Genomic DNA, 22,955 nt, shown 5'->3' with positions numbered 1-22,955 from the left:
CGCACGGCACGGACAAGGGCCGCAAGGGCGGCGGGAAGGGCGGCGGCGTGCCGCCGAGCCAGCGACCGGACCACCCGGGGTGAGCCACGTGAGCGGAAGCCTGCAGTTCATCGGGAACGCCACCACCCTGATCCGCTACAACGGCTTCACCCTGCTGACGGACCCGAACTTCCTGCACCGGGGGCAGCGGGCGTACCTGGGTTACGGCCTGACCTCGCGCCGCCGCGCCGACCCCGCCGTGGAGATCGAGGACCTGCCGCCGCTGGACGCGGTGCTGCTGTCCCACCTGCACGGCGACCACTGGGACCGGGTGGCGCAGAAGGGCCTGGACAAGGGCACTCCGGTCGTCACGACCACGGCGGCGGCCCGCCGGCTGCGCCGCCGTGGCTTCGGCAGGAGCGTGGGCCTGGAGGTCTGGCAGCAGCACGAGCTGCGCGGCCCCGGCGGCACCGTACGGATCACCGCCCTGCCCGCCAAGCACGCGCCCGGCCCGGCGGAGGCGCTGCTGCCGCCGGTGATCGGCACGATGCTCGAGTTCTGCAACCAGGACGAACGGGTCGAGCTGCGCCTGCACATCAGCGGCGACACGCTGCTCGACCGCCGCCTGGACGCCATCCCGCGCCGCTTCCCCGACATCGACCTGGCCCTCGTGCACCTGGGCGGCACCAAGCTGCTCGGAACACTGCTCGTCACCATGGACGGCGAGCAGGGCGCCGCGTGGGTGGACCTGATCAACCCGCACACGGTCGTGCCGATCCACTACGACGACTACACGGTGTTCAGCTCGCCCCTGGACGACTTCCGCCACCACGTCGAGCAGGCCGGCCTCGCCGACCGCGTCGTCTACCTGGACCGGGGCGAGACCCGCGAGCTGGCGCCGCACCGCCTGGTCCGCCGCTGACCCGACCGCCCTTTGGGGCAGCCTTTCGGGCCGTGGTCAGTCGCCTTCGGGACGTGGTCAGCCGCCTTCGTGGTCAGTCGCCTTCGTGGTCAGTCGCCGAAGTCCAGGTGGAGGGCCCGGGTGAAGTCGGAGATGGCCTCCTCGTGCCGGTCCAGCTCCTGCAAGATCTCCCCCCGCACCCGGAACGCCCACACGTACTCGGGGTCGAGCTCGATCGCCGCGTCCAGGTCCTTCAGCGCCGCCTCGTTGTCCCCCAGCTCGCTCAGCACCGCGCCCCGGCTGCCGAGGGCGCGGTCGTTGCCGGGGTCCAGCTCCAGGGCCCGGTTCAGGTCGGCCAGCGCCTCCTCGTAGCGGTCCAGCATGCGCAGGGCCTCGCCGCGGCGGCTGAGGGCGCGCACGTAGTCGGGGTCGGCCTCCAGGGCCTTGCCGTAGTCGGCGATGGCCTCCGGGTAGAGCTCCATCCGCTGGTAGAGGTCGCCGCGGGCGACCCACGAGTAGGGGAGTTCCTCGTTCAGGGAGATGATCTTGGAGTGTTCGGCGAGGGCTTCGTCGAGCCGGTCCAGGTCCACCAGGACGTCCGCCTTCGCCTCGAGGATCCACAACGAGTCGGGGGAGAGGGTGAGCGCGTGCTCGAAGTCGTCCATGGCCTCGTCGAGGCGGCCCATCGCGGCGTAGGTCTGGCCGCGCGAGCCGAGGGCGTACGCGCTGTCGGGTTCGAGGCGCAGCGCCTCGCCGAAGTCCTCCAGCGCCGCCTCGTACCGCTCGGTCACCCGGTGGCTCTCGCCGCGCAGCCGCCACGCGCGGGCGTTGTCCGGGGCCAGCGCGATCGCCTCGGTCAGGTCCGCGATCGCGGCGTCGTGCCGCGACAGCGCGATGTACGACTCGGCCCGGCTGCGCAGCACCGAGGCCCGCGACTGGGCGGCAGCCTCGGACAACCCGGAGTGGTCCTTGATCCCCTCGCTCATGAGGGGTAAATCTATCCACTAGATCTGGATAATGGCCGCCTTTTCGCGGGTGTACTCAAGGACCGAATCGTGGCCGTATCCGCTGTCCTTGACCCCGCCGAACGGCAGCCCCGGAGGCATCTGCCGGAACGTGTTCACCCACACCGTGCCGCTGCGCAGATCCCGGACGAGCCGGTGCGCCCGCCCCAGGTCACGGGTCCACACGCCGGCCGCCAGCCCGTAGGGCGAGTCGTTCGCGATCGCCACCGCCTCCTCCTCGGTGGAGAACGGGATGGCCACCGCCACGGGCCCGAAGATCTCCTCCTGGCACACGCGCAGCGAGTTGTCCTCCGTCGCGTACAGCGTGGGCGCCACCCAGTAGCCGCCCGGCAGGGCGGGCACCACGTCCGCGCCGGTCCGCGCGCCGAAGACCAGCCGCGCGCCCTCCTTCTCGGCCAGCTCCAGGTACGACGTGACCCGCTCGTACTGGCCGGCGGACACGATCGGCCCCATCGTCGTCCCCAGGTCGAGCGGGTCCCCGAGGACGAGCCCGGCGCAGGCGCGCTCGATGCGGCCGAGCATTTCCTCCCAGATCGAGCGGTGGATGAGGATGCGCGAGCCGGCCACGCACACCTGCCCGGCGTTGCCCGTGTAGACGGAGTTCACGGTGACGCCCTGGGTGGCGGCGTCGAGGTCGGCGTCGGGGAAGACGATGTTGGGGGACTTGCCGCCCAGCTCGAACGTCATCGGCTTCAACGCCTCCGCCGAGGCCCGCGTGATGGCCTGGCCGGTGGCGGTCGAGCCGGTGAGGCTGATCTTGGCGACGCCGCGGTGCCGGACGAGGGCGTCGCCGACCTCCTCGCCGAGGCCGCTGACGATGTTCAGCACCCCGGGCGGGAACACCTCCGCCAGCAGCTCGCCCAGCCGCAGCACCGACGCGCTGGCCTGCTCGGCCGGCTTGACGATCACCGTGTTGCCGGCGGCCAGCGCGTACGCGGCCTTGGCGGAGAAGGTGGAGATGGGGGAGTTCCACGGGATGATGCAGACGGCCACCCCGTACGGCTCGCGCCGCGTCAGCCCCAGCGTGTCCGACCCGAGCAGCACCGTGTCGCCCTTGACCGCGTCGAGGCACTGCCCGGCCGCGAGCTGCCACAGGTGCGCCATGCCCGGCAGGTCCCGTTTGAGGGTGTCGCGCAGGATCCGCCCGTTGTCGCGGGTCTCCAGCCTGGCCAGCTCCTCGGCGTGCCGGACGAACAGCTCGGAGACCTTGCGCAGGTAGTGCGCCCTGGCCAGGGCGGGCAGCGCCGACCAGGCGGGGAAGGCGCGCCCGGCCGCCTCGACGGCCGCCTCGGCCTCCGCGGCGCCGCCGGCCGGGATCGTGGCCCACGCCTCGCCCGTGGCCGGGTTGACGGTGTCCATCGTGCGAGGGGAGGGGACCAGCTCGCCGCCGATGAGGTTGCGGAATTCAGGCATGCGACCAAGCATATGCTTGCTCAAATCCGCCCACCAGCCCGGGGAGTGTGCCGGCGTGGATCAAAGCTTCGAGACGCCCAGGCCGGAGCTTTGGGATCTTCCGGTCAGAGCTCCGGGACGCCCAGGCCCGGAGCTTCGGGATCTTCCGCTCAGAGCTCCGGGACGCCCAGGTCGGAGGTCTGGGACGGCTTGGCGAGCTGCGGGTCGAGCTGCTCGATCAGCCGCTGCACCAGCGCCGCCCGCCGCACCCGCTCCCGCCCCAGCTCCCTGGGCACCACCCCGAGGTGCCCGCCGGACGGGTAGATGTTGGGCGCGTTGCGCAGCCCCATCTTCAGGTAGACGGGCGCGGCGGCCCGGACGATCTCCACGGCCTCGTAGAAGCGGACGAACCCGCCCTGATCATCCGGCACCTCCAGGTAGAGGTCGATCGGCAGCCCGGTGGCGGCCCGGATCTCGGCCAGGTGCGGCACGGTCAGGTCGGTGCCCACGTTGACGGTGGTGGCGCCGAGCCGCTCGTACAGGGCGGCGGTCGGGCCGTTGGTGAGCGGCATCAGCACCGACGTCTTGAGCACGAGGTTCGCGGGCAGCGTCCCGTCCGCCTTGAGCGCACGCAGCACGTCCAGCGTGCCGAGGTCGCCGACGAGCAGGCTGCGGATGCCCAGCGAGCAGGCCCGCAGCGCGTCCGCGATGCACGCCGCCACCATCGCGTTGCCGCGCGCGGCGGCGCCGACGGCCTGGGTGAGCTTGGCCTGGCCGCCGATGTCCCAGGCGGCCCGCGGCCCGAGGAACAGGTTCACCTCGATGCCCCGCTCCGCCCCGATGCGGGCCATGCGAGTGATCTCGTCGTCGGTCAGCATCATCACGCCGCTGCCCTGCGAGGTCCTGGCGACCGGCACGCCGAGCCGGTCGGCCTCGGCGACCACGGCCTCCAGCACGTCGGGCCCCTCGACGCTGGGGATCTCGAACCGGTACGGCGCCCCGTCCGCGAACCGCGCCCCGGAGGCGGGGGCGGTCTGCACGACGGGGTGGCCGATCCGGGCCATCAGGGCGTGAAGGTCGGCGAGGCTCGTCATCAGGGGGTCTCCTCCAAGCAGTCGCAGGTCATCCGGACGCGCCCGAGCGCCGGCACACGCACGGCCGGCCCCGGAGTCCCTGCCACGGTAACCAGCCACGGGGTGCTGGGCGGCAGGCGGGGCCGCTCGCGTCTTAAGATCGGGGCATGCAGCTCGCCCCCGGCGTCCACGTCGCCATCACCGACCGCCACGGCGGCGTCAGCGCCCCGCCCTACGGCTCGCGCAACCTCGGCGGCATGGTCGGCGACGACCCGGCGAACGTGCGCGCCAACCGCGACGGGCTCAGGGCCGAGCTGGGGGTGCGGGCCGTGGTGTTCATGCGCCAGGTCCACAGCGCCGACGTCGCGTACGTGAGCGAGCCGTTCGGCGACGACCCGCCGATGCTCGACGGCGTGTTCACCACCGAGCCGCGCCTGGCGCTGGCCTCGCTCGGGGCCGACTGCCCGGCGGTGCTGGTGGCCGATCCGGTGGCCCGCATGGTGGGCGCGGCCCATTCCGGCCGGCCGGGCACGGAGGCGGGCATCGCGACGGCGCTGGTGGAGGCCATGGCGGCGAAGGGGGCCGAGCCGGGCCGGATGGTCGCGCTGATCGGCCCGGGCGCGTGCGGCCGCTGCTACGAGGTGCCGGCCGACCTGCGCGAGCGGGTGGCGGCCAAGGTGCCGGCGACGTGGTCCACGACGTCGTGGCAGACGCCCGCGCTCGACCTGCGCGCCGGCATCGAGGCACAGCTCAGGGCGGCGGGGCTGGCGGACGTGCGGCACGACGCGCGGTGCACGATCGAGTCGCAGGAGCTCTACTCCCACCGCAGGGAGCAGCCCGGCGGCCGGTTCGCCGGGCTGATCTGGCTGGCCTAGCCCTTGTGCCGGTTGGCGTTGAAGATCACGTTCACGATGATGATCCCGATCCAGATCGGGACCACGTAGGCGGCCCCGTTGCCGGTGAGCACGAACGCGAGTGTGGCCCCCGTGCCCAGCACCAGCGAGACGATGGCCAGGGCGAGGCGCTGCCCGTCGGCCACGTTCGGGTTGATGACCGGCAACGCCGCCTTGGGCGCCGACCGGGCCAGCCGCTCGTCCACCCGCCGGTCGATCTCCTGCCCCATCTTGTCGAGGAACGACTCCACGACGGCGTCCTCGAACTCCGGGCCGAGGTCGCGACGCGCGGACACTGCGGCCTTTAACTCATCCCCTGTTGCCATATGTCGAGATGTAACGGGATTTGGCGCTAGCGGGCAAGGATGTCGTCAAGGTTGTAACTAACCGGACGCTCCAACTGCTCATAAGTGCACGATTCGGGCGTGCGGTCGGGCCGCCACCGCCGGAAGTGCGCCGTGTGCCGGAACCGGTCGCCTTCCATCTGGTCGTAGGCCACCTCGATCACCAGCTCCGGCCGCAGCGGGATGAACGACAGGTCCTTCTTGGCATTCCACCGCGACACCGCCCCCGGCACCCGCTGCCCGCCCGTCGCGGGCCCGGCGGCCGGCTGGCCGAGGTTGGCCTGCGCCTGCTCCGCCCAGTGCCCCCACGGGTGCTCGCTCAGCTCCGCGAGGTACGGCTTGATCTCCTCGACCAGCTCGGCCCTGCGCTTCATCGGGAACGAGGCCGCCACCCCCACGTGGTGCAGCCGCCCGTCGTCGCCGTACAGGCCGAGCAGCAGCGACCCCACGATCGGCCCCGTCTTGTGCTCGCGGTAGCCGCAGATCACGACGTCGGCGGTGCGCTCGTGCTTGACCTTGAACATCGTGCGTTTGTCCGGCATGTACGGCTGGTCGCCCGGCTTGACGATGATGCCGTCGAGCCCGGCCCCCTCGAACGTCTCGAACCACTCACCGGCCTGCTCGTAGCTGGTCGTGACGGGGGTCAGCCGGATGGACCCGGCCTTCTCGCCGAACAGTGCCTCGAGCCGCGCCCGCCGCTCCGAGAACGGCGTCTCCATCAGCGACTCGTCGCCCAGCGCCAGCAGGTCGAAGGCGATGAACTGGGCCGGCGTGCGCTCCGAGAGCATCGTCACCCGCGACTTGGCCGGATGGATGCGCTGCTGCAACGCGTCGAAGTCGAGCTGCGAGCCCACCGGCAGCACGATCTCGCCGTCGATCACCACCTTGTCGGGCAGCTCGGCCTTGACCGCCTCGACCAGCTCGGGGAAGTAGCGGGTGAACGGCCGCTCGTTGCGGCTGCCCAGGTAGACCTCGTCGCCGTCGCGGAAGATGATGCAGCGGAACCCGTCCCACTTCGGCTCGTAGAGCAGCGTGCCGTCCTGCTTCGGCATGGCCTTGACCGGTTTGGCCAGCATCGGCGCCACCGGCGGCCGCACCACCAGATTGGGCACCGGCTCCGGCTCGAGCTCCTCCACCGGCCCGTTCGCCGGCTCTTCCGCCGCCGCTGTCGTCGGCGCCGCCCCTGTCGTCGGCTCGGTCATGGTCGTGCCCCCTCGTCGTCCCCGTGTGCGGCCCTCGTGTACTTGCAGAAGAGGACGCCATCCTCCTCCAGCACCTGGCTCAGATCCAGTGTGACCTGCGCGGGCTCGCCGTTCTGGATGCGCGCCGCACCGCCCCCGACGAGCAGCGGGCTGATCGACAGGCACAGCTCGTCGACCAGGCCGGCGGCCGAGAGCTGGGCGTTGATGCGGGGCCCGCCCTCGCACAGCACCCTGGTCAGGCCGCGCTGGTGCAGCTCGGCCACGGCCCGCCCCATGTCGACCCGCTCCTCGCCGGCCACGATCAGGTCGGCCCGCTTGGCCGCCTCCTGGCGCCGCTCGTGCGGCGCCGCCTCGCAGGTGATCACGATCGTCCTGCTGGGGGCGTCGCAGAACAGCTCGCCGTCGAGGTCGAGGGCGAGGCTGCGGGTGATCACGGCGATCGGCGGCACCTCGGGCCGCCCCTCGCGCAGCCCGGCCCACCAGTCGCGCGGCGGGACGGGGCCGTAGCCCTCCTTGCGCACGGTCGAGGCCCCCGCGACGACCACGTCGGCCAGCCCGCGCAGGGTCTGGAAGATGCGCTTGTCACCGGTGCTCGACAGCGGCCCTGACCGCCCCTTGAGCCAGGCCGCGCCGTCGGCGCTGGCCACCATGTTGAGCCGCAGCCACGGCCGGCTCTCGGGGTAGGCGTACGCCTGCGCGATGTCCGGGTTGTCCTGTATGTCGGGATAGATGCGCCGCACTCCTCTACCTTGGCACATGCCACCGACAATCGACCGGCAGGGGGTTTCGTGCAGGAACAGGGGCTTGGTCGATGTGCGGCCATCCCCGCGCCAATACCGCTTTTCCGGTATGCCGGACGTACCGGCAATTCTCCGCTTAACGTGACGACAGGGATGGGGATGGATCGGGAGGCACGCTGTGGGGCTGCTCACCGCCGTGGCATGGACGGTCGCCGCGCTCGCCGGGGTGTACCTGCTCTCCTTGTGGCTGGCGGGCGGCGGCCTGCGCCGCGCCAAGGTCACCCGCTTCCCCGCCGCGATCGTCTTCGCCCACCCGGCCCTGGCCGTGTCGGCCCTGGTCTGCTACGCCGCCGCGCTCGCCACCGGCAGCCGCGCGCTGGCCTGGGCGGCCTTCGCGGGCCTGGCCGTGGCCGCGCTGCTGGGGTTCGCGATGTTCACCCGCTGGCTCGGCGACGGCCGCCACCAGGTCGCCGGCCGTGGCTTCCCCGCCCTCGCCGTCACGCTGCACGGCCTGGCCGGGGTGACGGCGTTCACGCTGGTCTTCCTCACCGCCAGCGCGGCCCTCGTCTTCTGAGGCGGCCCGCCCGTCAGGACTTGGACTTCCGAGGACGGCGCAGCACCTGCAGCGAGCGCGCCGTGACCGTCACCACGTCGCCCGCCTGCCACCCGTCGTCGGTGAACCCCTCCTCCATCACGTCGTGGGTGGTGTCGAGCACGGGCAGCCACCGCTTGCCGAGCTCCTCGCCGGGCAGTGTGAACGGCAGGCTCTCGTGGTGGGCGTTGATCAGCAGCAGGAACGAGTCGTCGGTGATGCGCTCGCCACGCGGCCCCATCTCGGTGATCGCGTCGCCGTTCAGATAGACCATCAGCGACTTGGCGTAGCTGATGTGCCAGTCGCCGGCCGTCATCTCCCGCCCGCCGGGCGTCAGCCAGACCAGGTCGCGGGCGCCGTTGTCGGGGTGGCGCCCGTGGAAGAAGCGCCGCCGCTGGAAGACCGGGTGCTCGCGGCGCAGCTTCGACAGCGCCCGCACGAACTCCAGCAGCTCCGACTCGGCGTTCACCAGCGACCAGTCGACCCAGGCCAGCTCGTTGTCCTGGCAGTAGGCGTTGTTGTTGCCGCGCTGCGTGCGCCCGATCTCGTCGCCGTGGGAGAGCATGGGCACCCCCTGCGACAGGAACAGCGTGGCCAGGAAGTTGCGCCGCTGCCGGCGGCGGAGCCGGACGATCTGCGGGTCCTCCACGGGGCCCTCGGCGCCGCAGTTCCACGAGCGGTTGTCGTTGGTGCCGTCGCGGTTGTCCTCGCCGTTGGCCTCGTTGTGCTTGTGGTCGTACGAGACGAGGTCGGTCAGCGTGAACCCGTCGTGGCAGGTCACGAAGTTGATCGAGGCGACGGGGCGGCGGCCGGAGGATTCGTACAGGTCGGCGGAGCCGGTCAGCCGGGAGGCGAACTCGGGCAGCGCCGAGGAGGTGCCCCGCCAGAAGTCGCGCACGATGTCGCGGTATTTGCCGTTCCACTCCGTCCACAGGGGCGGGAAGTTGCCCACCTGGTAGCCGCCGGGGCCGACGTCCCACGGCTCGGCGATCAGCTTGACCTGGGAGATCACCGGGTCCTGCTGGATCAGGTCGAAGAACGCGCTCAGCCGGTCGACGTCGTGCAGCTCCCTGGCCAGCGCCGAGGCGAGGTCGAAGCGGAAGCCGTCGACGTGCATCTCCAGCACCCAGTAGCGCAGGGAGTCCATGATGAGCTGCAGGGCGTGCGGCGAGCGCACGTTGAGGGAGTTGCCGCAGCCGGTGTAGTCGAGGTAGTAGCGCCGGTCGCCGTCGTGCAGGCGGTAGTAGGCGACGTTGTCGATGCCCCTGAAGCCGAGCGTGGGCCCCATGTGGTCGCCCTCGGCCGTGTGGTTGTAGACGACGTCGAGGATGACCTCGATGCCCGCCTCGTGCAGCGCCCGCACCATGGCCTTGAACTCCAGCACCTGCTGCCCCCTGGTGCCGGCGCTGGAGTAGCGCCCGTGGGGGGCCAGGTAGGCCATGGTGTTGTAGCCCCAGTAGTTCGTCAGGCCGCGCGCCACCAGGAAGTGCTCGGGCACGTAGTGGTGCACCGGCATCAGCTCGACCGCCGTCACCCCGAGCGACAGCAGGTGGTCGATGATCGCCGGGTGCCCCACCCCCGCGTAGGTGCCGCGCAGGTCGGGCGGCACGTCGGGGTGACGCATCGTGAGCCCGCGCACGTGCGCCTCGTAGATCACCGTCTGGTGGTACGGGATGCGCGGCGGCCGGTCGTTGCCCCACTCGAAGAACGGGTTGATCACGACGTTCTTCGGCATGTAGGGGGCGCTGTCCTCGGTGTTGCGCCGGGTGGGGTCGGTGAAGTAGTAGGGGAACAGCGCCTGGTTCCACGTCAGGTCGCCGTCGATGGCCTTGGCGTAGGGGTCGAGCAGCAGCTTGGCGGGGTTGCAGCGGTGCCCCTGCGACGGCTCGTAGGGGCCGTGCACCCGGTAGCCGTACCGCTGCCCCGGCTGGATGCCCGGCAGGTAGCCATGCCAGACGAACCCGTCGACCTCAGGCAGGTCGACGCGTTCTTCGGAGCCGTCATCGTGAAAAAGGCACAGCTCGACCCGCTCGGCGACCTCGGAGAACACCGAAAAGCTGGTGCCAACGCCATCCCAGGTGCCGCCGAGTGGATAGGGCTCGCCCGGCCAGACCTCGCGCATGTGACTTGATTGTCGCACGCGAAAGCGCTCTTGGTCTCCCGATAACCCGATCGGGTGCAGCACCCCGCCCCGCCTCGCCTGAGGGCCGTGGCCCGGACGCGGGGGGAGGGAGAGCGCCAGACGTGCGGCGACGCGGAGCTAGAGCAGCTCGGCCTTGAGCGTGATCGTGGTGCCGGCCAGGGCCTTGCTCACCGGGCAGTTGGCCTTGGCCGTCTCGGCCGCCTCCTGGAACTGCTCGGCCGTGATGCCGGGCACGTGGCCCTTCACCGTGAGCGCGATGCCCGTGATGCCCTCGCCCGGCTGGAACGTCACGTCGGCGCTGGTCTGCAGCGACTCGGGCGGCGTGCCCGCCCCGGCCAGGCCGTGGGACAGCGCCATCGAGAAGCAGGAGGAGTGGGCGGCGGCGATCAGCTCCTCAGGGGAGGTCTTGCCGTTGGCCGCCTCGGCCCTGGACGGCCAGGAGACCTCGAACGTGCCGACGCCCGAGGTGTCGAGCGAGACGGTGCCCGAACCGTCGAGCAGGGCGCCTTTCCACTGGGTGGTGGCGGTGCGGGTGGTGGCCATGGCTGTTGCTCCCTCCGTGGTTACCCCACGACCTTATCGTGGCGCCAAACAGTCCTGCCGCCCGGTCATCCGGCTCTACATTTGGTGCGAATAGTGACATGCTCGGGTCGCGGCGCACCCGCCGCCTTGGTCCGGAATAAACGGGAGTGTGGTGCCAGTGGAGGCACCGTACGACGACCGCCTGCTGCACCAGCGGGTGGTCGGCGGCGATGAGTCCGCGCTGGGTGAGGTCTACGATCGGCTCTCCTCGCTGATCTTCGGTCTCGCCCTGCGGGTCACCAGGGACCGGGTGATCGCTGAGGACATCACGCAAGAGGTGTTCCTGGTCTTCTGGGAGCGGCCGCTGGCCTACGACCCGGAGCGCGGCACCCTGCGCGCCTGGCTCGCCACGATCGCGCACCGGCGCGCGGTCGACCACGTGCGGGCCGAGGAGCGCCGCCGGGTGTCGGCGCTGGGGCCTCGCCTGTTCGAGCGCGAGCCCGTGCGGCTCGAGGACACGGTGCTCGCCGCCGACGAGGCCCAGCGGGTACGGCAGGCGGTGACGTCCCTGCCCGACGGCTTACGAGAGGCGGTGGAGCTGGCCTATTTCGGCGGCAGGACCTATCGGCAGGTGGGCGAGGAGCTCGGCGTGCCGGAGGGAACGGCCAAGTCCCGCATCCGGCTGGCGCTGCGGCGCCTGGCGGACGCACTGGCAGAGGAAGAAGTCTGATGGACGCCCGATCGGCGCGTCCACGCGAGGCAGGAAGTGTGATGGAAGCCTGGCCGCCGCACACGGCCCAGGCCGACCCGCAGGATCAGGAAGAGGTGTGATGGACCCCGTCGAGCGTCTCTACCTCGACGCGCTGATGGAGGACCCCGAGGTGCCGGCCCGCTCGCTGCGGCCCCAGCTCCTCGCCGGGGCCAGAGCCCGGCGCCGGCCGGCGGCACCCACCGCCGCCTGGGCGGAGCCGTACGCGGGACGGGTGGCCGCCATGGACGCGCTGCTGGCGTCGGCCGTGGACGACGACTGGTCGCGGATCATCGTCGAGGGCTGGACGCTCCAGGAGCTCGTCGCCCACCTGGCCGCCAAGGACGGGCTGCTGGCCGCCGCGGTCGGCGCTCCCGTGCTGGGCCCGCCGATCGACGCGGTGGACTCGTTGTCCCGGACGAACGACGTGCAGGCGTACGAGCGGGCCCGCAGCCCCGAGCAGACCCGCAGGGACTGGCGGGCGCAGGCCGACGCCCTGTGCCGCCACCTGGCCGGGCTGCCCGCCACGACGCCGGCCACGCTCGACGGCCTGGAGGCGCCGGTCGGCGACCACATCCTGGCCCGCTGCCTGGAGACGTGGATCCACACCGCCGACGCGGCGCAGACGGCCGAGATCCGCCTGCCCGACCCGATCGCGCGGCACATCCACCCCACCGCCGACCTGTGCGCCCGCCTGCTGCCCTGGACGATGCTCTTCAGCGGCATGGACGGCTCCGGCCGCACCCTGCACCTCACGCTGACCGGCGAGGGCGGGGGAGAGTGGCGGGTCCCGCTGGGCGTGGAGGACTCCGCGCCGGGCGAGCCGGACGCGCACATCACGGCGGACGTGAAGCGGTTCTGCTTCCTGCTCGGCGGACGGGGCGACCCCGCCGACTTCCCCGCCGACCTGGAGGGCGACCTCTCCCTGGCCAGGGACGTCCTGACCGCCGCCCCCGCCCTTTCCGGCCCGTGACCGCGCAGAGCCGCCTTCCGCAAAGGCCGTGACCGCGCAGAGCCGGCTTCCGCAAATGCCGTGACCGTCCGGCCGGGTCACGGCATTCGTTCCGCCGTTCCTGGGAAGGAATCAGACTCTGCGCATGACGAGAGGGGGGCCTCGTGGCGGCTGACGTGACGGGACTGGCGGGGTTTCTGTACGAGTTCGGGCTGCTCAAGCGCTACAAGCGCACCGGCTGGCTGGTCGCGGGCGTCCGCGATCCGGAGAGCATCGCCGAGCACTCCTTCCGCGCCGCGGTGATCGCGGCGGTCATCGCCGGCATGGAGGGCGGCAACCCGGAGCGGGCCGCGTTCATGAGCCTCTTCCACGACACGCAGGAGACCCGCGTCACCGACATCCCGTACATCGGCAAGCGCTACCTCAAACCCACCCCCAACGTGGACGTCACCGCCGACCAGGTCCGCGGCCTGCCGGCGGAGGTGGCCGCGATGGTCGGCGACGCCGTCGGGGAGTACGAGGAGAAGGCCACGCTCGAAGCCGTCTGCGCCCGCGACGCCGACAAGCTGGAGTGCCTGATCCAGGCCGTCGAGTATCGTGAGCAGGGCCACCAGAACGTCCAGGGGTGGATCGACAGCTCGCTGGCGGCGATCACCACCGAGACGGGCAAGCGGCTGGCCGAGGAGGCGCTGAGCACGGGGACCCTCGACTGGGTGACCCGCGTGCTCAACGGCGACTGAGCCCCCGGCGGTTCACGGCCGGGTGACCAGCTCCCTGGCGTACTCGTCGTCGCTCTCCGCCAGCACCCGCCCGGCCCCCTGCGCGGCCCGCTCGTCGCCGCGGTCGGCCAGCCCGCGCGTGGCCTCGGCCACCGTACGCAGGTCGGGGTCGGACAGCCGGGCGGCCAGCGCCTCCCTGATCCGGGGCGTGTCGGCGGCCAGCCCGGCGAGCCCGGCGGTGGCCCAGTCGCGGATCTCCGAGTCGTCGTCCTCGCTCATGGAGATCAGCAGCGACAGGCCCTCCTCGTGGTCCGGCGGCAGCACGTCGGCCAGCGCGATCGGGTCGGTGATCGTGCGCTTGTGCCCGGGACGCCCGAGGATGTCCAGCACGTACGGCAGCGCCCGCGGGTCGCCCTGGTGGCCCAGCGCGGCCAGCACCGAGCGCAGCACCTGCGGGTTGCCCTCGGTGGTGACCATTTTCTGCAGCAGCGGCAGGGTGCGCTCCAGGTACGGCTTCTCGCCGTCGGCGAAGCCGAACTGCGCGATCGCGTCGACCCCGAACTCCCGCTCCCGGGCGTCCTCGCTCAGGCACAGCCGGGTCAGCGCCTCGTAGGTCTCGTCGTCGGCCCGCTTGCCCAGCGAGTCGGCCACGATCCACCAGGTCTCGGCGTCCTCGTCCACGTCGCGGTGCGCCAGCGCGCGGGCGACGAGCTGCTCCACCGGCGTGTGGATGCCCGCGGCGTCCTCCAGCAGGGTCGCGACGGCGGCGTGGCCGCGCTGGGCCTGCACCTGCTCGCTCTGCTCGCCGTCGGGGGAGCGGCCGGCGACCGTGATCAGCTCGGTGCCGTCCTTGGCGTACTGGCGGGCCACGACGTACTCCCAGCCCTCCTGCTCGATCTGGTCGAGCAGCGCGCTCTCCAGGTGCACGCCCGCCCAGCCGAGCGCGACGTCGAGCGCCGTGTCGCCGTCGCCGTCGTACTTCTCGTGGTCGGCGCCCGCCTCCAGCAGCACCTGCACCACGCCGGGCGCGCCGCGGCTGGCGGCCAGGGTGAGCGGGGTGTCGCCGACGTCGTTGGTGGCGTTCACGTCGGCGCCCGCCTCGATCAGCAGCCGGGCGGCGTCGGCGTGGCCGTTGGCGGCGGCCCACAGCAGGGCCGTCCAGCCGCCGTCCTCCCTGGCGTCGACCTCGGCGCCGGCGGCCAGCAGCGCGGTGACCACCTCGGTGCGGTCGCGGGAGGCCGCCGCGCACAGGGCCAGCCCGCTGTCCTCCTGACCCTCGCTGGGCGTGTTGGGGTCGAGGCCGCCGGCGAGCAGCTTGCCCACGGTCTCGATGTCGCCGATCAACGCCGCGCGGTAGAGCTGTTCCTCATGCATGACAGGGACCCTAGCCTGGTCCGGCCGCGCCCCGGACCAAGGCCGGGGCCCCGTGTCATGGCGTGGTACGCGCCACGCCCGCCGGCCGGTTCAGATTTCCTCCAGAACGTGCATGTTTCGACGGATCGCCGATTCCTCCGTAAGGAGGAGCTGCATCCGGCCGCAAACGCGATATGTTGCGAGTATGACTGATCCCGGTGAGGTTCGCGCCTCGGACGCCGAGCGCGAGGCCGTCGTCGAACAGCTCCGTGTCGCCTCGGTCGAGGGCCGCCTGACCCTCGCCGAGCTGACCGACCGCACGGAGGCCGCCTACACCGCGACCACCCACGCCGAGCTGGCCCTGCTCACCCAGGATCTGCCGGCGGCCGGCGGGGTCGCCCACGCCCCCGCTCCCGCCGCGGCGCCGCAGGGCAGGAAGCGGCGGTGGTTCGTCGGCGTGATGGGCGACTCCAAGCGCCGCGGCACCTGGCGCATCGACCAGGAGCTCGGCGCCGTCGCCGTCATGGGCGACGTGCTGCTCGACCTGCGCGAGGCGGAGGTGCGCACGGACAGGGTGGACATCCTGGCCGTCTCCGTGATGGGCGACGTCAAGATCATCGTGCCCGACGGGGTCTACGTGGACCTCGACGGCATGGCGATCATGGGCGACAAGAAGGTGAACGTCGTCCAGGCGCCCCCCGGCATGAACGTGCCCGTGGTGCGGGTGCAGGCGTACGCCGTGATGGGCGACGTCAAGGTGATCGGCGACTCGCAGGCGCAGCCGCTCCAGCGCGGCTTCGCGGCCTGGCGCGAGCACTGGCGGCGGCTGCACGGCGACGACTGGCGCGAGATGGGGCGCCAGCTCCGCGCCGAGGGGCGCGAGCTGCGCCGCCAGCTCCGCGACGACCGCCGCCTCGACCGCGGCTACTGACCCTCCCGATCGCGGCGGCCGGCCGGCCGGATCAGACCGCCAGGGGCACCGGCTGGCGGTGGGCGGCCTCGTAACGTTCCACGACCACGTCCACCAGCTCGGGCGCCGCACCGAGCACGTCGGCCACCACCGACGCGCCCGCCGCCAGCGTGTCCCGCCGCACCTTGTCGGCGAAGTACCCCGGCGCCAGCAGGTACGGCGCCACGACCACGCGCGGCGCCCCCGCCCGCACGAGCGAGGCGACGGCCTCCGCGGGGGTGGGGGAGGCGGCCGAGGCGTACGCGGGCGTCACGGTCCACCAGCCGGACCGCCGCCACACCCGCGCCGTCTCCGCGACCACCGCGTTGGCCCGCGCGTCACTGGACCCGGCCGAGACCAGCACCACCGCCGTGTCCGGGTCGCCCGCCGGCACGCCCGCCTCGCCCAGCCGCCGCTCCAGCGCGGTCAGCAGCAGCGGATGCGGGCCCAGCGTGTGCCCGTAACGGACGCGCAGCCGCGGCTCGCGCGCCCGCACCTCGTTCAGCGCCGCCGGCAGGTCCACCCGGCTGTGGTACGCCTCGGTGAGCAGCAGCGGCAGCACCACGGCCTCCCGCAGCCCGGCGAGCGCCTGCCCGAGGGCCGGGGCGCAGTGGTCCAGGTACGCCACCCGCACGTCGTCGAGCGGCACCCGGTCGAGCAACGCGGCCACGGTGGCGGCGGCCCGCGGGTCGCGAGACCCGTGCGCCACCGCCACCAGTGGCACGCGGCCGGAGGCCGTCCCGCCTGCCAACGGGACGTGTCCCCCGCCGGGGATCACAGGTGAATGCCGCATTCGACCTTCCCCAGGCCCGCCCAGCGTCCGCTGCGCGGATCCTCTCCCTCCGCGACCTGCCGCGTGCACGGGGCGCAGCCGATCGAGGGGTAGTTGTCGTAGTGCAACGGGTTGATCAGCACCCCGTTGTCGGCGATGTAGTTGTCCACGTCCTCCTGCGTCCAGGCGGCGATCGGGTTGACCTTCACCATCTGCCGCTTGGCGTCCCACTCCACGACCTTGGTGCCGGTGCGGCTGGGGGACTCGTCGCGGCGGATGCCGGAGATCCACGCCAGGTACGGCTCCAGCGCCCGGTTGAGCGGCTCCACCTTGCGCAGGTAGCAGCACAGGTCGGGATTGCGGCCGAACAGGCGCGGCCCGAGGTCGCGGTCCTGCTCCGCGACCGTCCGCGACGGCTTGATGTCGATCACGTTGACGTCATAGACCTGCCGCACGGCGTCCCGCGTGCCGATGGTCTCGGCGAAGTGGTAGCCGGTGTCGATGAACAACACGTCCACGCCGGGTTTGACCCGGCTGACCAGGTCGATGAGCAGGGCGTCGCTCATCGAGGAGGTCAGGCACAACCGGTCGCCGAACGTGGCCGCCGCCCAGCGGATGATCTCGCGGGCGGGGGCGCCCTCCAGGAACTTGGCGGCGGACTCGACGATGTCCTGAAGGTCGAGCGTGCCGCGCTGATCTCGCAAACCGACCTCGATGTCGACCAGCGTCATATCTTCACTCCGATTCCCAGGAATTTCAGCTTGAAGGCACGAGCGCAGGCGCGGCAGTACCAGCCGCCATCGCCTTCGTAGGGCTCCAAGTCCTCCTCACCGCAGTACGGGCAGTGGAAGGGAACGGCTCGTGTGGTCATTTCAGGTCGGCCTCGTCTGCTCGCTGCACCCAGTCCGCGAACGATTCGCCTTCCTTCTTCTGGCTGTCGTAGTTGGACACGACGCGCGCCACGTAGTCGGGCAGCGCCTTGGCGGTGGTTTTGAGGCCGCGCACCTTCCTGCCGAACCCGGCGTTGACGCCGAGCGAGCCGCCGAGGTGGATCTGGAAGCCCTCGACCTGGTCGCCGTTCTCGTCCACCACGAGTTGGCCCTTGAGGCCGATGTCGGCGACCTGGATGCGGGCGCAGGAGTTGGGGCAGCCGTTGAGGTTGATGGTCAGCGGCTCGTCGAAGTCGGGCAGCCGCCGCTCCAGCTCGTCGATCAGGTCCATGGCCGTGGCCTTGGTCTCGACGATGGCGAGCTTGCAGTACTCGATGCCGGTGCAGGCCATCGTCTGGCGGCGGAACGTGGACGGCTTGACCTGGAGGTCGTTGGCCTCCAGCTCGGCCACGATCGACTCGACCCGGTCGGGCGCGACGTCCAGGATGACCATCTTCTGCTCGACCGTGGTGCGCACCCGGTTCGAGCCGTGCCGCTCGGCGATGTCGGCGATCAGGTGCAGCTTGTCGCCGTCGACCCGGCCCACCTTGGGGGCGAAGCCGACGTAGAAGTTGCCGTCCTTCTGCGGGAAGACGCCCACGTGGTCGCGGCGGTTGCTGCGCGGCTGCTCGGGGGCGGGCCCGTCGGGCAGCTTCTCCTTGAGGTACTCGGTCTCCAGGATCTCCCTGAACTTCTCCGGCCCCCAGTCGTTGACCAGGAACTTGATGCGGGCCCGGTGCCGCAGCCGCCGGTAGCCGTAGTCGCGGAAGATGCCGACGACACCCTCGTGCACGTCGGCCGCCTTCTCGGGGCTGACGAACACGCCGAGCCGCTTGCCCAGCATCGGGTTGGTGGACAGGCCGCCGCCCACCCACAGGTCGTAGCCGGCCTCGCCGTGCTCGTTGACGACGCCGACGAACGCCACGTCGTTGATCTCGTGCACCGTGCAGTGCGCCGGGCAGCCGCTCAGCGCCGTCTTGAACTTGCGCGGCAGGTTCGAGTACGCCGGGTTACCGACGACCCGCTCGTAGATCTCGGCGATCTGCGGGGAGGCGTCGAGCACCTCCTCGGTGTCGATGCCGGCCAGCGGACAGCCCATGATCACGCGCGGGGTGTCGCCGCACGCCTCCGTGGTGGACAGCCCGACGGCCTCCAGCCGCTCCCAGATGTCGGGGACCGACTCGATCTCGACCCAGTGGAGCTGGATGTTCTGGCGGTCGGTGATGTCGGCGGTGCCGCGCGCGTACTCGTTGGAGATGTCGGCGATCGTACGGAGCTGGGCCAGGTCGAGCTGGCCGCCGTCGATGCGCACGCGCAGCATGAAGTAGCGGTCGTCGAGCTCCTCGGGGTCGAGCACCGCCGTCTTGCCACCGTCGATCCCGGGCTTGCGCTGGGTGTAGAGGCCGTACCACCGCATGCGGCCACGCAGGTCGGCCGGGTCGATCGAGTCGAAGCCCCGCTTGGAGTAGATGTCGATGATCCGCTGGCGGACGTTGAGACCGTCGTCGTTCTTCTTGTTCTCTTCGTTCTTGTTGAGCGGCTCACGGTAACCGAGGGCCCACTGGCCTTCGCCGCGCGGGCGCTTGTGGTGCCGGCTGGCAGGAGTGCGGCTGGCAGGGGTGGTCATTGCGCGTCCTTCTGATCATGGGCGCGCGCAACGTTCCTCCTGCCCTCGTCATCGAGGGGCAGGGCTGGAGAGGATGGTGTGCGACGCGCTCAGGCGGTGAAAATCGAGGTGGTTAGCGGGCGTCGCAACAGATGGCACTGCGGACACGCTGAAGGTCGACGTGGCGTCGACCGACGAGCATGGGGTCCGCTGGCATGGTTCGAGAGTACTCTGGCTGTCCGAGATGTCCAATACCGGGTCCAGAGTGTGGGATAGTGGCCCCCTCTGCCTGGCCCTCAGCCCTGGCGGGGCCAGTCGAGCTCCGACTCCTCCGGCAGTGCCTGCTCCTTGTGCTGGCAGTCGCACCACGATCCGCCGCGGCAGTCCTCGTGACGTTTGTCCTTGCAGCTCTCGCAGATCACGTAACGCATTATTCTCCCAGAACGCCGCTCGGGTTAGGCTGGCGCGCGTGGACCTCATGGCCGAGTTGCTCACCGACCTGCGGGCCGAGACCGCGTCCCTCGAAGCGCTGCTCCAGCCCCTCGGCGAGAGCGACTGGGAGCGGCCCACGCCCGCCGAGGGGTGGGCGGTGCGCGACCAGGTGAGCCATCTGGCATGGTTCGACGACGCCGCCGTGCTGGCCGCCACCGACCCCGCCGCCTACCGGGCCGCGCTGGAGGGCTTCACCTCCGTGGACGACATCGCGGCGTCGAAGCGCGGCCTCGCGCCGGACGAGCTGCTCGCGTGGTTCCGCGCGTCCAGGGCCCGCAGCCTTGAGGTCTTCGCCACGCTCGGCGCCCGCGACCGGCTGCCGTGGTTCGGGCCCGACATGTCGGCGGCCTCGTTCGTCACCGCGCGGCTCATGGAGACGTGGGCGCACGGCCAGGACGTCGCCGACGCGCTCGGCGTCACCAGGGCGCCGACGGCGCGGCTGCGGCACGTGGCCACGATGGGCGTCCGGGCCCGCCCCTACAGCTTCGCCGTGCGCGGCCTGCCCGCCCCGGCTGAGCCCGTCCGCGTGGAGCTCGTCACGCCGGACGGCGGCACCTGGACGGCCGGCCCCGCCCACGCCGCCTCGCTCGTCCGCGGCACCATGCTGGACTTCTGCCTCGTCGTCACCCAGCGCATCCACCTGTCCGACACCGGCCTGGAGCCGGTCGGCGAGTCCGCGCGCGCCTGGATGGAGATCGCCCAGTGCTTCGCGGGGCCACCCGGAAAGGGCCGCAGCCCCAAGTCAGGGGCCGATCAGGGACATTCCGGATGACGCTGCCTTCATGATCCGTGACATGCTGTGAGCATGCGCACAATCCTGAACGTCATCTGGCTGGTGTTCGCGGGAATCTGGCTCGCCATGGGCTACGCGCTGGCGGGGATCATCTGCTGCGTCCTCATCGTCACGATCCCGTTCGGCATCGCCTCGTTCAGAATCGCCGCCTACGCCCTGTGGCCGTTCGGCCGCACCGTGGTCCGCGACCCCGACGCCGGCGTCCTGTCCCTCATAGGCAACATCATCTGGTTCGTGGTCGCCGGCGTCTGGCTCGCCATCGGCCACGTCGTCACCTCCATCCCGCTGTTCCTGTCGATCATCGGCATCCCGATGGGCGTGGCCAACATCAAGCTCATCCCCGTCTCCCTCCTTCCTCTGGGCGCGCGCATCGTGGACAACGACTAGGGCAGTGCTCCGGACGTAAGCTGTCCGGAAGAGTCACTGCGAAATACCGTTGGGTGCCATGACGTCCACCGATGCGCCTCCCAGGCCCAAGCGCGGGCTCGTCTCCCATGCCCGGGCCCGCCTGAACTGGGTGCTCGACACCAAGTCGTGGGCGATCGTGCGCGCCGCCACCAACGCCGGCGTCACCTACCGCGTCACCGGCCTGGCCGGCGAGGCCGCGTTCTTCGCGCTGCTGTCGCTGCCGCCGTTCGTGCTGGGCCTGATCGGCGTGCTCGGCAAGCTCGGCACCTGGCTCGGCCCCGACGTCGTGGCCCAGGTCAAGGCGTGGGTGATCGAGCAGGCCGGGCTGCTGTTCACCGACGACGCGGTCAAAAAGGTGATCAACCCGCTCATCACCGACGTGCTCAGCGACGACGCCGGCAAGGTGTCCATCATCTCGCTGGGCTTCCTGCTGTCGCTGTGGTCCGGCTCCCGGGCCCTCTACGTGTACGTCGACCTCATCTCGGTCGCCTACGGGCTGGGCGAGGAGCGCGGCATCATCCGCACCCGGCTCATGTCGTTCGGCCTCTACATCATCGGCCTGATCATCGGCATCATCGTCATGCCGATCCTCGTCGTCGGCCCCACCCTGATCAAGGACGCGCTGCCCGCCGACTACGGCATCCTCATCGACCTGCTCTACTGGCCCGTCGTGATCATCGGCTCGGTGCTGTTCCTCACCGTGCTCTACCACGTGAGCGTGCCCGTGCGCACCAAGTGGTACCGCGAGCTGCCCGGCGCCATCCTGGCGCTGTTCCTGTGGATCGTCTGCGCGGCCGTCCTGCGCGCGGTGCTGGCCGCCTGGTTCTCGCCCGTCTCCGTGTACGGCTCGCTGGCCGCGCCCATCGCGCTGCTGCTGTGGCTCTACATCACCGCGCTCGCCGTGCTCATCGGGGCCATCCTGAACGCCGAGGTGGACCGGCTCTGGCCGGGCGTCAGCCGGACCAAATAAGCATTCCGCCACCCGATCATGTCCGGAATAATCCCACCGGTGAACGTGCAGCAGCGAGTCGGGCCGTACACCCTCATCAGGAAGCTCGGAGAGGGCGGCATGGGCGTCGTGCACCTCGCCGAGGACCCGGCGGGGCGGCGCGTGGCGCTGAAGACGATGCGCCCCGACCTGGCCGGGCGCGAGGAGTTCCGGCGCCGGTTCGGCAAGGAGACCGAGGCCGCCAGGAGGGTCGCGCGGTTCTGCACCGCGCCCGTGCTCGACGCCGGGTTCGACAACGGCGTCGCCTACCTCGTCACCGAGTTCGTCGAAGGCCCCGATCTGGCCGCCGTGGTCGCGCGGGCGCCGCTGACCGGCTCCAACCTGGAGGCCCTGGCCGTCGGCGTCGCCACCGCCCTGGCCGCCATCCACGAGGCCGGCGTCGTCCACCGCGACCTCAAACCGTCGAACGTGCTGCTCAGCCCCGTCGGGCCGCGCGTCATCGACTTCGGCGTCGCCCAGCTCGCCGACGCCCCCGGAGCCATGGCGACGATCGCCACCAGCATGGGAACGCCCGCGTACATGTCGCCGGAGCAGGCGAGAGGCGAGCACGTGACGCCCGCCGGCGACATCTTCTCCTGGGGCGCGCTGGTCACCTACGCCGGCACCGGCAGGCCGCCCTTCGGCACCGGCGGCGTCCCCGAGGTCGTCTACCGCGTCATCAACCACGCGCCCGTGCTCGGCGGGCTCGACGAGCGCATCAGGCCGCTCGTCGAGCGGGCCCTCGACAAGGACCCGGCGCGCCGCCCCACCGCCCAGCAGCTCGTGGACCAGCTCCTCGGCCGCACCGGCGTGCCGGTGGCGGCCGCGACGCAGGCGGTCTCGGAAACCTGGACCCCTGTCGTGGAACCGCCCTCACCTTCTCCGGGACGGCGGCGGCCCTGGCTGCCGATCCTCGCGGCCGTCCTCGCCGCCCTCGTCGGCGCCGGGGTCACGCTCGCCGCCGTACGCCCCTGGGAGCGCCCCGGCGCCGAGCCCGGCACGCCGGCGGTCGCCGCCACGATCGACGCCCTCGGCAGCCGGCTGCACGTGCAGATCGACTCGCTCGTCCGGCAGGGCACCACCGCCCGCCTCCAGTGGACGGTCAAGAACGTCGGCACCGAGAACGCGCCCCTGTCCGGCAAGCTCGGCGCCAGCATCTTCGACGGCACCGTCTCGCGGGTGAACATCGTCCCGCCCGGCGTCGGCAAACCGCTCTACCCGGCGTTCAAGGGCGACGCCTGCCAGTGCGCCCCCGTCCCCAACGCCCCCTTCGACGGGGGCGCGCAGCTCCAGCTCTGGGCCGTCTTCGAAGGGCTGCCGGAGACCGCCGAGCACGTGGACGTCAACCTCGGCCCGCTCGGCGCGTTCAAGAACGTGGCCGTCACCGAGGCGTGACCCCCTTGGAACAAGCTCGGACGCCACTCGAACCCGCTGATCACC

Annotated in this window: 25 protein-coding genes; 11 read left to right on the top strand and 14 right to left on the bottom strand. The window is 71.5% G+C overall.

The window, feature by feature from the left end:
• Window positions 1–88: 88 nt before the first annotated feature.
• Complete coding sequence (locus KIS93_RS18750) at window positions 89–901, top strand: MBL fold metallo-hydrolase (protein ID WP_080036378.1); 813 nt, start codon at window positions 89–91, stop codon at window positions 899–901.
• Between the two features lie 89 nt (window positions 902–990).
• Here KIS93_RS18750 and KIS93_RS18745 read toward each other — a convergent pair whose 3' ends face one another.
• The 3 genes from KIS93_RS18745 to KIS93_RS18735 form a co-directional block, all read right to left on the bottom strand.
• Window positions 991–1,866 (bottom strand): tetratricopeptide repeat protein, encoded by an 876-nt coding sequence (locus tag KIS93_RS18745; protein ID WP_080036379.1) that lies wholly within the window; start codon window positions 1,864–1,866, stop codon window positions 991–993.
• Between the two features lie 18 nt (window positions 1,867–1,884).
• On the bottom strand, window positions 1,885–3,318 hold the full coding sequence (locus KIS93_RS18740; RefSeq protein WP_186404308.1) for an aldehyde dehydrogenase family protein: 1,434 nt from the start codon (window positions 3,316–3,318) through the stop codon (window positions 1,885–1,887).
• 149 nt (window positions 3,319–3,467) lie between these two features.
• A complete protein-coding gene (locus tag KIS93_RS18735; RefSeq protein ID WP_080036381.1) occupies window positions 3,468–4,391 on the bottom strand; it encodes a U32 family peptidase in 924 nt (307 codons plus the stop codon).
• A 146-nt stretch (window positions 4,392–4,537) separates the two neighbouring features.
• Between KIS93_RS18735 and pgeF the strand changes: the two genes are divergently transcribed.
• Window positions 4,538–5,245, top strand: a complete 708-nt coding sequence (gene pgeF / locus KIS93_RS18730; protein ID WP_080036382.1) for a peptidoglycan editing factor PgeF — start codon at window positions 4,538–4,540, stop codon at window positions 5,243–5,245.
• On the opposite strand, the gene KIS93_RS18725 is transcribed toward pgeF, so the two are convergent.
• Genes KIS93_RS18725 through KIS93_RS18715 form a run of 3 tightly spaced genes read right to left on the bottom strand, consistent with a single transcriptional unit; the run spans window position 5,242 to window position 7,549 of the window.
• Window positions 5,242–5,559 carry a hypothetical protein gene (locus KIS93_RS18725; protein ID WP_230465937.1) on the bottom strand — a complete coding sequence of 106 codons (318 nt, stop codon included), beginning with the start codon at window positions 5,557–5,559 and terminating at the stop codon, window positions 5,242–5,244. The two genes, pgeF and KIS93_RS18725, sit on opposite strands and share 4 nt — an antisense overlap.
• 56 nt (window positions 5,560–5,615) lie before the next feature.
• Window positions 5,616–6,809 carry an ATP-dependent DNA ligase gene (locus tag KIS93_RS18720; protein ID WP_080036384.1) on the bottom strand — a complete coding sequence of 398 codons (1,194 nt, stop codon included), beginning with the start codon at window positions 6,807–6,809 and terminating at the stop codon, window positions 5,616–5,618.
• Entirely contained in the window at window positions 6,806–7,549 is a 744-nt protein-coding gene (locus KIS93_RS18715) for a pyrimidine reductase family protein (protein WP_186404307.1), read from the bottom strand. The genes KIS93_RS18720 and KIS93_RS18715 overlap by 4 nt, the downstream gene beginning before the upstream one ends.
• 178 nt (window positions 7,550–7,727) lie before the next feature.
• Here KIS93_RS18715 and KIS93_RS18710 point away from each other — a divergent pair, with 178 nt between their 5' ends.
• Window positions 7,728–8,123, top strand: a complete 396-nt coding sequence (locus KIS93_RS18710) for a hypothetical protein (RefSeq protein ID WP_080036386.1) — start codon at window positions 7,728–7,730, stop codon at window positions 8,121–8,123.
• A 13-nt stretch (window positions 8,124–8,136) separates the two neighbouring features.
• Here KIS93_RS18710 and glgX read toward each other — a convergent pair whose 3' ends face one another.
• Window positions 8,137–10,263, bottom strand: coding sequence for a glycogen debranching protein GlgX (gene glgX, locus KIS93_RS18705; protein WP_080036387.1), 2,127 nt, complete (start codon window positions 10,261–10,263; stop codon window positions 8,137–8,139).
• 138 nt (window positions 10,264–10,401) lie between these two features.
• Window positions 10,402–10,827 carry an OsmC family protein gene (locus tag KIS93_RS18700; RefSeq protein ID WP_080036388.1) on the bottom strand — a complete coding sequence of 142 codons (426 nt, stop codon included), beginning with the start codon at window positions 10,825–10,827 and terminating at the stop codon, window positions 10,402–10,404.
• A gap of 151 nt (window positions 10,828–10,978) precedes the next feature.
• Here KIS93_RS18700 and KIS93_RS18695 point away from each other — a divergent pair, with 151 nt between their 5' ends.
• The 3 genes from KIS93_RS18695 (at window position 10,979) to KIS93_RS18685 (ending at window position 13,246) form a co-directional block, all read left to right on the top strand.
• Window positions 10,979–11,536, top strand: a complete 558-nt coding sequence (locus KIS93_RS18695) for a sigma-70 family RNA polymerase sigma factor (RefSeq protein ID WP_080046412.1) — start codon at window positions 10,979–10,981, stop codon at window positions 11,534–11,536.
• Between the two features lie 100 nt (window positions 11,537–11,636).
• On the top strand, window positions 11,637–12,527 hold the full coding sequence (locus KIS93_RS18690) for a maleylpyruvate isomerase family mycothiol-dependent enzyme (RefSeq protein ID WP_080036389.1): 891 nt from the start codon (window positions 11,637–11,639) through the stop codon (window positions 12,525–12,527).
• 143 nt (window positions 12,528–12,670) lie between these two features.
• A complete protein-coding gene (locus KIS93_RS18685; RefSeq protein ID WP_080036390.1) occupies window positions 12,671–13,246 on the top strand; it encodes an HD domain-containing protein in 576 nt (191 codons plus the stop codon).
• Window positions 13,247–13,258: 12 nt separating this feature from the next.
• On the opposite strand, the gene KIS93_RS18680 is transcribed toward KIS93_RS18685, so the two are convergent.
• A complete protein-coding gene (locus KIS93_RS18680; protein WP_230465938.1) occupies window positions 13,259–14,599 on the bottom strand; it encodes an ankyrin repeat domain-containing protein in 1,341 nt (446 codons plus the stop codon).
• Between the two features lie 184 nt (window positions 14,600–14,783).
• Here KIS93_RS18680 and KIS93_RS18675 point away from each other — a divergent pair, with 184 nt between their 5' ends.
• Window positions 14,784–15,509: a DUF1707 SHOCT-like domain-containing protein gene (locus KIS93_RS18675; RefSeq protein WP_080036391.1), complete on the top strand. Its 726-nt coding sequence runs from the start codon at window positions 14,784–14,786 to the stop codon at window positions 15,507–15,509.
• Window positions 15,510–15,540: 31 nt separating this feature from the next.
• Here the strand turns inward: KIS93_RS18675 and KIS93_RS18670 are convergent, their stop codons facing one another.
• From KIS93_RS18670 to KIS93_RS67535, 5 genes are all read right to left on the bottom strand, one after another.
• The gene (locus KIS93_RS18670) at window positions 15,541–16,242 is read right to left on the bottom strand and encodes a sirohydrochlorin chelatase (RefSeq protein ID WP_230466434.1); all 702 of its coding nucleotides are present in this window, start codon (window positions 16,240–16,242) and stop codon (window positions 15,541–15,543) included.
• A 59-nt stretch (window positions 16,243–16,301) separates the two neighbouring features.
• Window positions 16,302–17,030, bottom strand: coding sequence for a phosphoadenylyl-sulfate reductase (locus KIS93_RS18665; RefSeq protein ID WP_080036393.1), 729 nt, complete (start codon window positions 17,028–17,030; stop codon window positions 16,302–16,304).
• Between the two features lie 136 nt (window positions 17,031–17,166).
• Window positions 17,167–18,855, bottom strand: coding sequence for a nitrite/sulfite reductase (locus tag KIS93_RS18660; RefSeq protein WP_080036395.1), 1,689 nt, complete (start codon window positions 18,853–18,855; stop codon window positions 17,167–17,169).
• A gap of 112 nt (window positions 18,856–18,967) precedes the next feature.
• Window positions 18,968–19,051 (bottom strand): putative leader peptide, encoded by an 84-nt coding sequence (locus KIS93_RS68980; protein WP_311132608.1) that lies wholly within the window; start codon window positions 19,049–19,051, stop codon window positions 18,968–18,970.
• Window positions 19,052–19,130: 79 nt separating this feature from the next.
• Window positions 19,131–19,265 (bottom strand): hypothetical protein, encoded by a 135-nt coding sequence (locus KIS93_RS67535; RefSeq protein ID WP_262379453.1) that lies wholly within the window; start codon window positions 19,263–19,265, stop codon window positions 19,131–19,133.
• Between the two features lie 47 nt (window positions 19,266–19,312).
• Between KIS93_RS67535 and KIS93_RS18655 the strand changes: the two genes are divergently transcribed.
• Genes KIS93_RS18655 through KIS93_RS18640 form a run of 4 tightly spaced genes read left to right on the top strand, consistent with a single transcriptional unit; the run spans window position 19,313 to window position 22,910 of the window.
• Window positions 19,313–20,098, top strand: coding sequence for a TIGR03084 family metal-binding protein (locus tag KIS93_RS18655; protein ID WP_080036396.1), 786 nt, complete (start codon window positions 19,313–19,315; stop codon window positions 20,096–20,098).
• Window positions 20,099–20,131: 33 nt separating this feature from the next.
• The gene (locus tag KIS93_RS18650; protein ID WP_080046414.1) at window positions 20,132–20,506 is read left to right on the top strand and encodes a YccF domain-containing protein; all 375 of its coding nucleotides are present in this window, start codon (window positions 20,132–20,134) and stop codon (window positions 20,504–20,506) included.
• A 58-nt stretch (window positions 20,507–20,564) separates the two neighbouring features.
• Entirely contained in the window at window positions 20,565–21,497 is a 933-nt protein-coding gene (locus KIS93_RS18645; RefSeq protein ID WP_230465939.1) for a YihY/virulence factor BrkB family protein, read from the top strand.
• Window positions 21,498–21,536: 39 nt separating this feature from the next.
• Window positions 21,537–22,910, top strand: a complete 1,374-nt coding sequence (locus tag KIS93_RS18640; RefSeq protein ID WP_186404306.1) for a serine/threonine-protein kinase — start codon at window positions 21,537–21,539, stop codon at window positions 22,908–22,910.
• Window positions 22,911–22,955 lie beyond the last annotated feature (45 nt).

The sequence above is a fragment of the [Actinomadura] parvosata subsp. kistnae genome (assembly GCF_900323885.1).
GTDB classification, from domain to species: Bacteria; Actinomycetota; Actinomycetes; order Streptosporangiales; family Streptosporangiaceae; genus Nonomuraea; species Nonomuraea composti.
Note: the sequence above shows the minus strand (reverse complement) of the source record. Positions and strands in the feature narration are given on the sequence as shown.